At 67.1% G+C, this 12653-nt stretch carries 14 protein-coding genes; 4 read left to right on the top strand and 10 right to left on the bottom strand.

Annotation, left to right across the window (positions count from 1 at the left end; translation table 11 throughout):
• Positions 1-236 precede the first annotated feature (236 nt).
• The 4 genes from ES689_RS10730 to ES689_RS15640 all read right to left on the bottom strand — a co-directional run bounded on the left by ES689_RS10730 (position 237) and on the right by ES689_RS15640 (position 3539).
• The gene (locus ES689_RS10730) at positions 237-479 is read right to left on the bottom strand and encodes a hypothetical protein (protein ID WP_146904102.1); all 243 of its coding nucleotides are present in this window, start codon (positions 477-479) and stop codon (positions 237-239) included.
• A 227-nt stretch (positions 480-706) separates the two neighbouring features.
• Positions 707-1300 carry a MarR family winged helix-turn-helix transcriptional regulator gene (locus ES689_RS10725; protein ID WP_146904099.1) on the bottom strand — a complete coding sequence of 198 codons (594 nt, stop codon included), beginning with the start codon at positions 1298-1300 and terminating at the stop codon, positions 707-709.
• Between the two features lie 121 nt (positions 1301-1421).
• Positions 1422-3047 carry an ABC-F family ATP-binding cassette domain-containing protein gene (locus tag ES689_RS10720; RefSeq protein ID WP_146904096.1) on the bottom strand — a complete coding sequence of 542 codons (1626 nt, stop codon included), beginning with the start codon at positions 3045-3047 and terminating at the stop codon, positions 1422-1424.
• Between the two features lie 330 nt (positions 3048-3377).
• Complete coding sequence (locus tag ES689_RS15640) at positions 3378-3539, bottom strand: hypothetical protein (RefSeq protein WP_191330375.1); 162 nt, start codon at positions 3537-3539, stop codon at positions 3378-3380.
• Between the two features lie 123 nt (positions 3540-3662).
• Between ES689_RS15640 and msrA the strand changes: the two genes are divergently transcribed.
• A complete protein-coding gene (msrA, locus tag ES689_RS10715) occupies positions 3663-4217 on the top strand; it encodes a peptide-methionine (S)-S-oxide reductase MsrA (protein ID WP_146904093.1) in 555 nt (184 codons plus the stop codon).
• Between the two features lie 107 nt (positions 4218-4324).
• On the top strand, positions 4325-5533 hold the full coding sequence (locus tag ES689_RS10710) for a cysteine desulfurase-like protein (protein ID WP_146904090.1): 1209 nt from the start codon (positions 4325-4327) through the stop codon (positions 5531-5533).
• A gap of 109 nt (positions 5534-5642) precedes the next feature.
• Here ES689_RS10710 and ES689_RS10705 read toward each other — a convergent pair whose 3' ends face one another.
• From ES689_RS10705 to ES689_RS10690, 4 genes are all read right to left on the bottom strand, one after another.
• A complete protein-coding gene (locus tag ES689_RS10705) occupies positions 5643-6185 on the bottom strand; it encodes a Rho termination factor N-terminal domain-containing protein (RefSeq protein WP_146904087.1) in 543 nt (180 codons plus the stop codon).
• A gap of 181 nt (positions 6186-6366) precedes the next feature.
• Positions 6367-7299, bottom strand: a complete 933-nt coding sequence (locus tag ES689_RS10700) for a patatin-like phospholipase family protein (protein ID WP_146904084.1) — start codon at positions 7297-7299, stop codon at positions 6367-6369.
• Positions 7300-7382: 83 nt separating this feature from the next.
• A complete protein-coding gene (locus ES689_RS10695; protein ID WP_146904081.1) occupies positions 7383-7853 on the bottom strand; it encodes a hypothetical protein in 471 nt (156 codons plus the stop codon).
• Between the two features lie 179 nt (positions 7854-8032).
• Entirely contained in the window at positions 8033-9148 is a 1116-nt protein-coding gene (locus ES689_RS10690) for an AAA family ATPase (protein WP_191330373.1), read from the bottom strand.
• A 710-nt stretch (positions 9149-9858) separates the two neighbouring features.
• Here ES689_RS10690 and ES689_RS16130 point away from each other — a divergent pair.
• Positions 9859-10176, top strand: a complete 318-nt coding sequence (locus tag ES689_RS16130; RefSeq protein WP_146904882.1) for a helix-turn-helix domain-containing protein — start codon at positions 9859-9861, stop codon at positions 10174-10176.
• 317 nt (positions 10177-10493) lie between these two features.
• Here ES689_RS16130 and ES689_RS10680 read toward each other — a convergent pair whose 3' ends face one another.
• Positions 10494-10961: a hypothetical protein gene (locus tag ES689_RS10680; protein ID WP_146904075.1), complete on the bottom strand. Its 468-nt coding sequence runs from the start codon at positions 10959-10961 to the stop codon at positions 10494-10496.
• Positions 10962-11078: 117 nt separating this feature from the next.
• Here ES689_RS10680 and ES689_RS15635 point away from each other — a divergent pair, with 117 nt between their 5' ends.
• Complete coding sequence (locus tag ES689_RS15635; RefSeq protein ID WP_191330370.1) at positions 11079-11237, top strand: hypothetical protein; 159 nt, start codon at positions 11079-11081, stop codon at positions 11235-11237.
• 54 nt (positions 11238-11291) lie between these two features.
• Here the strand turns inward: ES689_RS15635 and ES689_RS10675 are convergent, their stop codons facing one another.
• A complete protein-coding gene (locus tag ES689_RS10675) occupies positions 11292-11723 on the bottom strand; it encodes a hypothetical protein (RefSeq protein WP_146904072.1) in 432 nt (143 codons plus the stop codon).
• Positions 11724-12653: the final 930 nt, after the last annotated feature.

Raw genomic sequence — 12653 nt, 5'->3', positions numbered from 1 at the left:
CACGCGGCGTCCTGGGCGGAGATGAGCGAGATGACGTCGATGGCCTGGGTCTCGACGGACAGGTGGTCGACGGCGGGGACGGACGTGAGCGGGGTCTGGGTCACGGTGGTGCCTCTCGGGTGAGGGAGCTGTGGGGACGACCTGTGCCCGGGTGTGGGACAGGTCGAGCGAGTCGGGGTGCCGACTGCCGGGCGGTGCCGGAGGAGGAGGCGTCGCGGGAGGGCGACGCCGCGGCGCTAGGCGCCGGGCGTGGCGAAGAAGTCGCCGTAGGTCAGCTCGGCCGCGACGACCGGGGCTGCGGGGCGGGACGCACGGGCGCCGCGCCGGTAGGAGCCGATGCGCACGGGCACGGCGCCGGGGGCGGTGGTGTAGCTGCTCGCGCCACGGGGTACGAGCGGGGGGCGGGTGGCCGGCGCGGGCACCTCACGGACGTGGAGGAGCGGGCGGGCGGCAGTTCGGACAGGATCGATCGTCGTCATGGGACACGGCCGTGATCTGAGGCGTAGCTGGCCTCGCGTCAACCGGGTGCACAGCGCCCCGCGAAGGACCACCAGGATGTTGGCGGCGTATCGGCGGAGGGCGCCGGAGGGGAAGATCCGGTACCCCGAAGCTATGCCCCGACGGTGGCTCTACCTAATGCACGAAGCTAATCGTGCGAGGGAATTCGCAAAGCGGATAGGTCGCGACCGACCCCCGAAGACCGACCCTAGGAGGCGGCGGGCCCGGCGTCGAGGATCTCCGCGACGGCGTCGAGCAGCGTCGTCAGCCGCGTCCGCTCCCTGGTCGAGAGGGTCGCGGCCAGCTCGGCCAACGCTCGGTCCGCCTCCTGGGTGGCGCGCTCGAGCAGCGCGCACGTGCTCGGGGTGAGGCTGAGGATGCGCTGCCGGCCGTCGGCCGGGTCGTCGGTGCGCGCGACGTGCCCGAGGGCGACGAGCCGGTCGACGATGATCGTGGCCGCCGCGCTCGTGACGCCCAGCTGGTGGGCGATGTCCTTGGCGTGGGCGTTCGTGCCCTTCGCCTCGCAGTGCTGGATGAGCGTCACCGCGGCCAGGTCGTTGCCGCTCAGGCCGAGCTGCTGACGGAGCTGCAGCGCGAACGCGATGTCCGCGTCGCGGACCCGGCGCATCCGGGCCAGGATCTCGCTCGCGGCGTCGGTCGGTGCCCGCTCCTCGAGGAGGGGCATGCCGGTGCCGACCACCTGGGCGTTCCGCAGGGCGGGCTGGGAGTCGGCCGGCCCCTCCTGCGGGTCCGGGGCCTGGGTCGGGAGGGTGTCGGCGGTGTGCGGTGCGGGGGTGGCCATGACGGCCTCGCTTCTGGGTGTCGGTGCTCGCGGGAGGGGAGTCTCCACGACAGACCTGACTGGCGCAGCTCCCCCAGTCAACACCCCCGGGGCTGCGGGCGCGGACAGCCGGGGGCGGGGCTCAGGCCGCGCCGACCTCGAGCTCGCCGACCGCCGCGCCCGCAGCCCCGAAGACGACCCGGCGGTTGCCGACCTTCTCGCTGAAGAAGCGGTCGTGGCTGACCACGACGACCGCGCCCGGGAAGTGCACGAGCGCTCGCTCCATCACCTGTGTGCTCGCGAGGTCGAGGTGGTTCGTCGGCTCGTCGAGCAGCAGGACGGAGGCGCCCGACAGCAGGCACTGGGCCATCGCCACCCGGGCCCGCTGGCCTCCGCTGAGCGCGCCGATGCGCTGCTTCACGTCGGCCTCGGAGAACTGGAACATGGTGAGGAACCGGCCGACCGACTTGCGCGTCGCCGTGAGGGCGAGGCTGTCCGGCATGGCGTTGACCGCGTGGGTCACCGTGTCCTGGTCGTCGAGGTCGGCGAGCACCTGGTCGTACGAGACGACCCTCGCCCCGCCGGCCCAGTCGACGCGCCCCCGGTCGGCCCGCTCCTCCCCCGCCAGGACGCGGAGGAGCGTGCTCTTTCCGCTGCCGTTCGAGCCCGAGACGACCATCCGGTCGCGGCGACGGAGCTCGAACGAGACGTCGTCGAAGAGCACGCGGTCGCCGTACGACTTGCCGAGCCCCTCGACGCGGCAGAGCACGTCCTTGACGTGCAGCCCGCCGTAGATCTCCGTGATGATCTGGTCGACCGGGCGAGGGGCCCGCTGCTTCTTGATCTTCGCGAGCTCCTTCGTGAGGCCGCCCGCGCCTCCTGCCTTCGCGGCCTTGGCGACCTTGACCGCCTCGCGCCGGTCGGCGATGCCCTCGGACTCGAAGGCGAGCAGCTCGGACTCGTGCGCGAACTGCTGCTCGATGGTCTTCAGTCGGAACTGCTTCTGCACGACGTACTCGCCGAAGTCGCCGGGGTACTCGTGCAGGTGGAACGCCTCGACCTCGACGATGCGCGTGACGACCGCGTCGAGGAACTGCCGGTCGTGCGAGACGACGACGGCAGCGCCGCGGAAATCGCGGAACCACTGCTCGAGCCACTCGACGCCGGCCACGTCGAGGAAGTTCGTGGGCTCGTCGAGCAGGAGGACGTCGGGCTGCTCGAGCAGGATCTTCGCGAGCGCCGCCCGGTTGCGCCAGCCGCCGGACAGGTCGTCGATGGGCAGCGAGCGGTGCTCGTCGGTGAAGCCGAGAGTCGTGAGGGCCGTGTCGATGTGGCGCGGGTAGTCCCAGCCGTCCTGGCGGTCCATCTCGGCGAAGAGCTCGGCCTGACGGTCGATCAGCCGGGTCAGCTCATCGCCCTGGTCGGGGTCGACCGCCGCGACCGCGATGGCGGAGTCGATCTCGGCCAGCTCGGCCTCCATGGCACGCACACCCTCGAAGAGGCCCTGCAGCACCTCGGTGACGGTGGACGTGCCGTCGAGCTCGCTGAACTGCGAGAAGTACCCGATGCGGGTGCCGGGCTCGACCGTGACGGTGCCCGTGTCGGGCTGCACCTGCTCGAGCACGAGCTTGAGCAGGGTCGACTTGCCCGAGCCGTTGCGGCCGATCAGGCCGACCCGGTCGCCCTGCTCGAGCCGGAAGAACGCCTCGCGCAGCACGGGGGCGTTCTCGAAGCGGACGGACACGTCGTGCAGTCGGATGAGGCTCATCCGACGATCATCCCAGGGACGAGGGGCGCAGGAGGTGCCGGTCGCGTCCGCGAGGCTGCCTCACGACTGCGCGAAACGGACAGGCAGCAGGCCGGGCGCGTCGCGCCGAAAGTCCCGATGACGCCGCGACGCTAGACGATCTACCTATTTTCGGCCCTGTGACCGGGGCTTTTGTGATTCGCCAACCCGGGGTCGACGTCGTACCGTGATGGCAGGCCGGGACGTCGTGAACCCCCGGTCAGGTGCCTCGCGGAGCGTCGATGAGCTTCACGGCAGGGCTGCGCTCCCGAGGCACCACTCGAACGGCGGACTGACGCGGCACGCCTGGGCTCAGCGGCCGGTGCGGTAGCCCGAAGCAGGGCCGGGGCGTCCCTTCGCGGCGGCTCGACGCTCGAGCACGCTCGACAGGACCGGCGTGACGAGGGCGATGACGATCCCGACGATCACCACCACGGATCCGAGGACGATCAGGGCGATGATGAAGGACTCCATGTCCCGATCCTCCCCGGGGCGCGGCGGCGGCGCAAGCTCCGGGGCGCAGACTGCACGCCGTGCACAGCCAGCACTCGGCCCGGCCACACGGCACTGTCGGACGTCGGGCGTAGATTGCCCGGCATGAACGACATCGCACCCGACGCCTCCCCCTCCACCGGCACCACCGAGCGAGCGGTCCTCGCCGGCGGCTGCTTCTGGGGCGCGCAGCAGCTGCTCCGTCGTCGACCCGGCATCGTCTCGAGCCGCGTCGGCTACTCGGGGGGCCACACCCCGAACGCCACCTACCGCAACCACGCCGGCCACGCCGAGGCCGTCGAGATCGTCTTCGACCCCTCGGTGATCAGCTACCGCGAGCTGCTCGAGTTCTTCTTCCAGATCCACGACCCGTCGACGAAGGACCGCCAGGGCAACGACATCGGCGACAGCTACCGATCGGCGATCTTCTTCACGTCCGACGAGCAGCGAGCGACCGCGCTCGACACCATCTCCGACGTCGACGCCTCTGGCCTGTGGCCGGGCAAGGTCGTCACCGAGGTCGAGGCCGTCGGCGACTTCTGGGAGGCGGAGGAGGAGCACCAGGACTACCTGGAGAAGCTCCCCAACGGCTATACCTGCCACTTCGTCCGTCCGGGCTGGGTCCTGCCGAAGCGCGAGCAGGAGTCCGTCGCGAGCTGACCTCCGGTCGAACCGGACGCCGGTGCGCGGCACCTCTCCTCGGGGGTGACGACGAGGGCGGTGACGACGAGGGCGGCGAGGGCACCGGCACCTGGTAAGCAGGGTGCATGCCCCTCGACGTCGCCGCCCTCCGTTCTGCCTACCCGTCCCTCTCGTCGGGCATCGCCCACTTCGACGGACCGGGCGGCACCCAGACGCCGCGCGTCGTCGGCGAGGCGATCCTCGCCGCGATGACCGGCCCCACGTCGATCCGCGGGACGAGCACCGCGTCCGAGCGCAACAGCGAGGCGACCGTCCAGGCCTTCCGTGCCGCCTACGCCGACTTCCTCGGCGTGCCGGCGGCAGGCGTCGTGCACGGACGCAGCGCCACCCAGCTCACCTACGACTTCTCGCGGCACCTGTCCGCGTCGTGGGGTCCCGGCGACGAGGTCGTCGTCTCACGGCTCGACCACGACGCCAACATCCGGCCGTGGGTGCAGGCTGCCGAGGCCGTCGGCGCGACCGTGCGCTGGATCGAGCTCGACCCCACAACGGGCGAGCTAGACCTCGAGTCGGTCGCCGCAGCGATCACCAGACGCACGCGCCTCGTCGCCGTGACCGCCGCCTCCAACCTGCTCGGCACCCAGCCGCCGGTGGCGGCGATCGCCGACCGGGCGGACGCCGTCGGCGCCCTGGTCTGGGTCGACGCGGTCCACTTCGCCGCCCACGAGCTCGTCGACAGGGCCGCGCTCGGAGCCGACTTCGTCGTCTGCTCGCCCTACAAGTTCGCCGGCCCGCACTGCGGCGTGCTCGGCGCGGACCCCGAGCTGCTCGAGGGCATCCGGCCGGCGAAGCTGCTGCCGTCGACCGACGTGGTGCCCGAGCGCTTCGAGTTCGGCACGCTCCCCTACGAGCAGCTCGCCGGGGCGACGGCCGCCGTCGACTTCCTGGCCGGCATCGCGCCCGGTGACGCGACCGGCCGTAGGCAGGCCCTCGTCGCCTCCTTCGCTGCCGTGCACCAGCACGAGACGGCGCTGCGCGTCGCGCTGGAGGAGCGGCTCGCGCAGGTGCCTGGCCTCACGGTGCGCTCGCGGGCGGCACGACGGACGCCGACTCTCTACGTGACGATCGAGGGGCGCTCCATGCGCGAGCTCGCCGCACACCTCGCGGGGCGCGACGTCCTGGCGCCGGCCGGGCACTTCTACGCGATCGAGGCGTGGCAGGCGATGGGCCTCGACGACGACACGACCGGGCTCCGCATCGGCCTCGCGCCGTACACGGACCAGGCCGACGTCGACCGTCTCGTCGCCGGCATCGAGGAGTTCGTCGCGGCCTGACTCGCACCTTCACGAGTGAACCGGCGAGAACGGCTGCCCGGGCAGGCCCCGACGGCAGTTCGCGCCGGTTCAGCGCCGGCGACCGGGGCCGGGTCCCGGTCGGCCGGGGTCAGGCCTGGAGCCTCTCGATCAGCTGGGCCTTGGTCAGGCGCGAGACGCCGGTGACGCCCTTGTCGGTGGCGAGTTGACGCAGCGAGACGAGAGTCTGGGCGTGCAGGTCGACGTGCGCCTCCGAGCCGTCGTGCGCCGTGACCGTGGTCTCGTCGGCGTGCGGCAGCGGGGGCGTGTAGGCCGCGCCGGGGCCCTTCGGCGCGCTCGTCGTCGGGACGACGGACTTCTGCGCGACCTCGGCCTCGACCTGCTCGTGCGACTTCGTGGGCTTCGGGGCAGGGGTGGCGGGCGTCTCCGGGGAGGCGGCCGGCGCCTCCTTCGTCGCGCTCTTCACTGCTTTCTTCGTCGCCTTCTCGGCGTCCTTGATCTTCTTCGCCGCGGTGTCGAGGGCGTCCTCGGCCGAGCCGCGCGCCTTCTTCGCCTTCTTGGCGCCGTCGGCCTTGGCGAGCGCCTTGACGCCCTTGCGCGCGTCGACGACCGCGTCGAGGGCGGAGTCGAGTGCCGCGGTCGCGGCCTTCTGGAGCTTCTTCGTGCTGGCCACGTGGCCTCCTCGGATCGGGTGCGGGGTCGAGCTCAGCCTGGCACTGGTCCAGCCCGGCAGCAGCCCGCTCGGAGGCGTCTCCCAGTCAGCCCGAAGAACCCCGGAGTGGACCATGCACCCCGTCGTTTCGGGGTGCAGGGTCCACTCGGGGGTGTTTCGGGCAGGGCCGGGTGCCGCCGGCTCAGGCGGCGGTGCCGGCCCAGAACGCACGGACGGCCTCGACGACGCCCTCGGCCTGACGACGGCCGGCCTCGGCAGCCGGGCCGCGGTTCGCGCTCGAGAGCGAGTTGGCACCGAAGGAGGCGATGCTCTCGGCGTCCGCCTCGATCACGAAGACGGGTCGGTCGGCGCCCATGCGGGTCGAGACGACGCCGGGCAGGGTCGGGCCGAGCGGCGACTGCGCCAGCTCCGGCCCGCACGAGAGCACGAGCACGCGCTCGGCGGCGTCGGCCACGTCGGCGTTGGTGCCCGAGCGGATGCCGCCGTCCATGGTCGGCCGCCCGTCGACCTCGACGGTCGGCCAGACGAGCGGGACCGAGCAGCTGGCCGCGACGGCGACGTGCAGGGGCACGCCGGAGGCGGCGGTCAGCACCCGGAACTCGCCGTCGGTCGCGTCGACGGTGCAGATCGCGAGCTGCCCCTCGGGCCAGGCTGCGTCCGCGCCGAAGCGCCCGCGCATGGCCGTGACGAGCTCGGGTTCGTCGCCTGTGACGGGCACCTGCCGGGCGAGCGCGCCCAGGCGGGCCCGCGCCTCCTCAGCGTTCGTCGCGCCCTGGATCGCCTGGCCGATGCGCTGCATGAAGTCCTCGCCGTCGAGCGCGGCCTCGGGCGTCGCCGCAGCGGGCACGAGCTGCTCGGCGTACGCATCGGCGATGCCGCTCGCCCCGAGCCGCAGGGTGGTGCCGACGACCGAGCCCGCGGAGGTGCCGACGACGAGGTCGGCGTCGTCCAGCGGTATGCCCACCTCGAGCAGGCGGGCGAGCACGCCCAGCTCCCACGCGATGCCGGTGATGCCGCCGCCGCCGAAGACGACGGCGGTGCGGGGTCCGGCCGGGGCCCCAGCTAAGTATCCCGAAGGTATTGGATTGCCTTCGACGACCTGTTGCCTGTTCATCTTCTCCCTCGTCGAGCGACTGTGATCAGGTTCGCTCCTAGCCCCCTGCGATCGCGTCGTGATCACAACTAAAAACTGGGAGCTCAGAACCTACGCGCACGCGCCAATTCGCGCAGCATCTGCCCTAGCGCAGGACCAAAAATGGAGCGCAAAGGCTTTCGTCTTGCCTCTCGACGCGCGATATAGCATTCGTTCTTCCATACGTGTTGCAGACTTGGATGCGAGAGATTGAATAGACGAATGTATTCGAGGCCCGCGCTGGAAACACCTCGAATGGGTGAGGGTCGAACAGTACCACCGGGATAGCCACCAATAATGTGAAGGCTAGGATCGTCAAAGTAGGGATGAAAAACCGTAAAAGTGTTTCTTGAATAGTCGGTGGTGTGCGGACGCGAAAGTGTGTTGCTTTGCCCTTTGCTGCCCATGTTGCAAGAAGCACACGCTACCAATAGATTTGCTGACTCAAAGGTCCAGTCCGGAATTCCATGATCACCACTCTTCGGGACGAAGTGATCAATTGTCGGGTAGCGGTTGTGACCGTCATCGATGGTCAAGCAACAGTACGCACATCGATATTCTTGGTTCCGCATGGCCCAGGCACGAAATGCAGCCCTGAATTCTACGCAGGAACCCGCACTGGAATCCCAGTCACGCCAGTGTTGCACCGACTTACGAACGAATATTCTATCGGACTGAGGCAATATAAGATACGACGGCGGTCGGGATAATGACCTCACAGTCCGGTCTCAATCATATGTTTTGCAGCCAGGATGGCTTCCATCACAGTGGGAGTGTCTAAGCCTGCAACGTTTTCAAGTCTCTCAACAGCATCTGCGACCTCGCGCATCTGCTCACGGGATTTTAAACCTGCCAAGAACTCGAGAATGATCGTGAGGTCCTCTTCGACCAACAAGTTTCCCGCTACGCGAGCATGGAAAACTCGGTACAAGAGACTTTCGATCGGCTGTCCGAAGTGGGGTTCGTTAAAGCTCACGAACTGACCCCAAGTGTCGCCAGGCAAGAGGACGTCGGAAGCGTCTGAAACGATGTGCGGCGAGTGAGTCGCGAGAATGATGTGACTCTCGAGTTCGCCGGGCAAGCAGTCCTTGAGTAGAGGCAAAAAAGCTGCTTGCCACTCGGGATGCAAACCAGTCTCTGGTTCGTCAATGAGTACCAAAGAATTTCGAGCGATTGATGACACAATTCTCGCCACCATAGAAAACAATAATAGCTGTCCGGTACTGAGTTCACTCGAATCCATAGACTGGTCGCCACGGTTGAAGCTGAGCTTATAGCTGGCAAATTTATAACGTTTTGCCATGCGCAATAAATCGGCCACCTCAAGACCCACACTTGTGGCGAAATGCGTGAAGCTTCGAACGGCAGAGACTTCGTAGATATTTGAGTAGTCCGCGGCATCTCGTTGTACACGCTCAGACGACAGGAATTCGTAGACCTGCTCTTGGATATCCCGGGGTAGTTCGAAATCGCGTCGTGATCGGTTGAGATCCATGAGGAAACCCTCGCGAGATGACGGCTCCCCGCTTACACCTTCAGAAATGATCGAGTAGCTGGAGAAACCGATCAGAGCAGTTGCTCTAGTCAACGCGTCCGCTTGCCACTTATCTGCTGTACAGCCGAAGACGGCCTGTACCGTCGCATCTCGAAGAGATCCAGTTGTCAGCAGGTTAGTGCTTTGCCGCAGCCCTAAATAAAGATACGCCCCCTCACCCTCAGTTGAAAACTTGAAGACGTCAGAGACGAGATTCGACACCGCCAAAGTTCTGCTGGGCCATTTTACTTCAGCAAGGTTCTGACCCTCGGCACTACGCGATGTTTTATCAGCCAAGCTTCTCAGCAGCCTGCTCTTCCCAGAGCCGTTTGATCCAATCACTACTGTGTACCGGTTGCCATGTTCCTCGCTTCTCGCGAGACTGAATGAGAACGGCCCGTGGGCATGCTCTAGAATGTTAACCATTACTCCCCCAAAGTGCTGACGTCGGAAATACCCACACATTTACGCGTAGACTGCCGCTGATCAAGGTATTAGCAAGGCCGTTCACTACCCACAAGACCTTAGGTCGTACTAGCGCCCGACTACTCGGCCGTCGATGGGGAGTATCTACCTCATTTACAAACGTAGCACGGCATACAGCAGTTTTGCGTGCGGGTGCTTCCGAATGTCGTTGTGCTCAGGCTCGTTGCCTATGACGTGAACGAATACGCCACTAAGTTTCCTCAAATAGAAGAAATGTCGCGAGCGACCGTGTCGGATATGCCTAGCTCGGGGCCGGGCACACCTAGTTGCTGAAGCGGAACTCCGCGGGGCTGTTGTCTTGTCGATGGTGACCGACGGTAGGCCCGAGATTCCGGGGCGAGCGCGCGTCTCCGTCGATGGTCGTCTGTGCCATAAGACGGGTGTCGTGACGAACGGCTGACGAACGTTGGCACGGTAGTTGCATGACGACGAGCACCGACCTGGCCGCCGCCCTCGAGGCGTACATCCGCGACGAGATTGCCCACCAGCTCGAGGAGCAGGTCGCGCTCTAACTCAACGCCCTGACGGCCGCGGCGACACGGGCTCCCGCCGAGGACTCGGCCTGGCTCTCCACGCGCGAAGCAGCGGCCCGGGTCGGCCTCCCCGAGGACACCGTGCGGAAGGCCTGTCAGACCGGCGAGTTGTTCGCTACGCAGCGCGTGAAGTACGGAACATGGAGAGTCCGGCCAGCGTTGGTCGACACGTGGATGAATGGAACGCCGGATCCGCGTCGCGAGGCCGTGGAGCGATGGCAGCGGGGCCCGAAGCAGCCCCTGAAGCCGAGGAAGCGAAGGCCGCGACCCACGGAGCCGGATCCCGACGGGCCGGCGGCGGCGTGACGTCGACCATCTCGCGCATCTCGGCGCCGGCGGCGTCGTAGGATGTCCCGTCCTCTATCAGGCACCAGCGTACGAAGTCGGCCTCCTCGCGCGGCGACCACTCGGACCAGTCGCCGTAGAAGTCCTGCCAGCGTCGGAACGTGCCTGGCGGGTTGTCGCCGCGGACAAGGCCGAGGCGCAGCCAAGTCTTCATCTCTCGCTCGAGCGCTGAGAGCTCGCTACCGCGACTGGAACCGTGCGAACGGTACTGACGGCGCGTCGTGCCGCCATCGTCGCCCACAACACCCGTCCTGCACCATGAGGCACGGGACGGGTGTCTAGCGGAGGAATGCGATGAGGGCGATCACGGCAGACGCGAACGCAAGTACTCCGGACGTGTAGCCGATCACCAACGACTGAACGGCGTAGCGCCGGGACGACTCTGCGGACACTCGTCCGTCCTCACGGGCCTGCTTCGACAGAGCCAGGCTCTCCACCATGGCGGCCGCAAGTTGCTTTGTGAGCTCATTCGTGTCCGCTGCACGCCCTGCCAGTTCCTGCGTAGCACGGGCGGTCCGGTCAGGAGAATCGTTGTACGCCACGACAGGCAGGGGTGGAGGCTCGGGCACAATGCCACGACCTGGTCCCGGGTATCGATCAAGCACGCCGCTGAAGACTCCGGCGGTAATTGCGTCCTGAAGGCGGTCCCACACGGGTGTCTCAAACAGAGACGCCTTCTGCTCCTGAGTGAGCTTGCGCCGCTCCGGCGTCTCATCGGGTTTGTCTTCGGGGGTCTCGATAGGCACACACCGAGTCTGCCTCGGCGCCGATGTGACCGGAAGCAGCGGGCACCGTTGTCGGAGGAGCCCACTGCCGTTGCACCACCGACAACAAAGGGCGCCCTCCTGGCGTCGAAAGAAGAATTGGACCAGGCCAAGCTCGACGCCAAACTGAGCATTCTCACTGCACTGAAGCGGCTTGTCGACGGCAAGCACAGCGCCTCTGCGATCGAGGCGCTGTCTCGATTCTACCGCGCGGTCGCCGGCGGAGAGCAGCCGGCCATGCTGTCCCTCGGCAAGTAGCGCAACCGGCAAGAAGCCCCGCCCCTCGAGGAGAGGAGCGGGGCTTCTTGCGCGTCAAGCAGGGACGGGCTCAGGAGCGCTGATGCTGCTCAGATCGGCTGCATTACGAGGTAGGCGCACCTGGACGGTCAGGCCGTCTCGAGCAGTCGAGACGTTCGCCATGAGCATTCCGATCGTCGAGTCGTCGTGCACGGCTCCAAGGCCCAGAGACTCAGCCGCTCCCTCGTCAAGAGACGCACTTGGAGGCACGACGGATGCGCGGATCATCTTTCCTTCGCCGGCGATCACGAACAGGTTCGCGTACCCGCCCGACCAGCTGACCCGGTTAAGAACATCGGACACCAGCTCGTGGTCAAACGCCACGACAACCGGCCGCGTTCCATCATCAGCCGTGACGCGCAGAAGAGGACCCGCCCCCTGTGCCACGGCCCGGAGGACCGTTCCCGCAAATAGATCCCGCTGCTCACGCTCGGTACGGACGTCCATCACGCCAACCTCTCTCGATCTCTGGCCATCGCTCTTCGACCTCTTGGAGCGACGCCTCATAGGTACTTTCTACATCGTCTTGGCCCGAAATCGGCCTGATGACCTCGCGACTCTTCATGCCGTCGGCGAACGTGTGTCGGTGAACAGAGTCATGCTTGCAATCGATGCGCCAGACGTTCGTCCATTCGCCGCCAGCCGACACGCACTCCAGCATGATCGCGTAAAAGACCAGACGGCCGTCCAGGCGACCGATTCGCTCAACGATCCGCACCGTTGCACTCACGTGGTAGGCGAAACTGCCCGACGAGTGGTCCCAGTCCTCCTCAGCAGGGATGGGCCACGGTTCCTGTGCCGGGGAAACGGCCGGAGGGTCCTTACGGGCTGCCCTGCGCGTCTGCAACGCACGCTGCTTCCCCTGCCTGCTCATGATCAGCTAACCCTACAGCGACGGCAGAACGCGACGCGTCTCAGGCGAGGGTCACTACGAGCGTCGCCGCGGCCTCGGCAGAGAAGAGACTCGGGCGCCCGACCAACCTGCTGTTTTCACAGCTACAGCCTCGAGGCGGCGCGATCGCAACTCGTGCTGCGTCCCCACCACCAGTGTTCACCCGAGGGCCCGCAACGACCGCAGCCATTGCAGACGGTCAACTAGATTCGCCAAGGGCGCGTATTCCGTTGTCGGTCGCTGGCCGTAGCGTCCGCCCGTGAAGGTCTCCGAGCCAGGAGACGCAGCCAGACGAGCACGGGGGAAGCCGTCCCCGACGCACCCACACGCGCACCCGCCGGCCCCGGGCGCGAACGGGTTCTGGGTAGTCCAAGTCAAGCCAGGGCCGCCCCTCGGGTGGGTCATCTCACGGTCACGCGCAACGGGCCCAGTTACCACTGCTACGCGTACTGCAGGGACCAAGAGAACCGCAGGCCCTGGCTGCG

This window comes from Frigoribacterium sp. ACAM 257, assembly GCF_007954365.1.
Lineage (GTDB): Bacteria > Actinomycetota > Actinomycetes > Actinomycetales > Microbacteriaceae > Frigoribacterium.
Note: the sequence above shows the minus strand (reverse complement) of the source record. Positions and strands in the feature narration are given on the sequence as shown.

Excerpts from the sequence above, each read along its gene's own strand:
- ES689_RS10730 (WP_146904102.1), bottom strand. The coding sequence starts at position 479 with ATGACGACGATCGATCCTGTCCGAACTGCCGCCCGCCCGCTCCTCCAC.
- ES689_RS10725 (WP_146904099.1), bottom strand. The coding sequence starts at position 1,300 with ATGGCCACCCCCGCACCGCACACCGCCGACACCCTCCCGACCCAGGCC.
- ES689_RS10720 (WP_146904096.1), bottom strand. The coding sequence starts at position 3,047 with ATGAGCCTCATCCGACTGCACGACGTGTCCGTCCGCTTCGAGAACGCC.
- ES689_RS15640 (WP_191330375.1), bottom strand. The coding sequence starts at position 3,539 with ATGGAGTCCTTCATCATCGCCCTGATCGTCCTCGGATCCGTGGTGGTG.
- msrA (WP_146904093.1), top strand. The coding sequence starts at position 3,663 with ATGAACGACATCGCACCCGACGCCTCCCCCTCCACCGGCACCACCGAG.
- ES689_RS10710 (WP_146904090.1), top strand. The coding sequence starts at position 4,325 with ATGCCCCTCGACGTCGCCGCCCTCCGTTCTGCCTACCCGTCCCTCTCG.
- ES689_RS10700 (WP_146904084.1), bottom strand. The coding sequence starts at position 7,299 with ATGAACAGGCAACAGGTCGTCGAAGGCAATCCAATACCTTCGGGATAC.
- ES689_RS10675 (WP_146904072.1), bottom strand. The coding sequence starts at position 11,723 with ATGGACGTCCGTACCGAGCGTGAGCAGCGGGATCTATTTGCGGGAACG.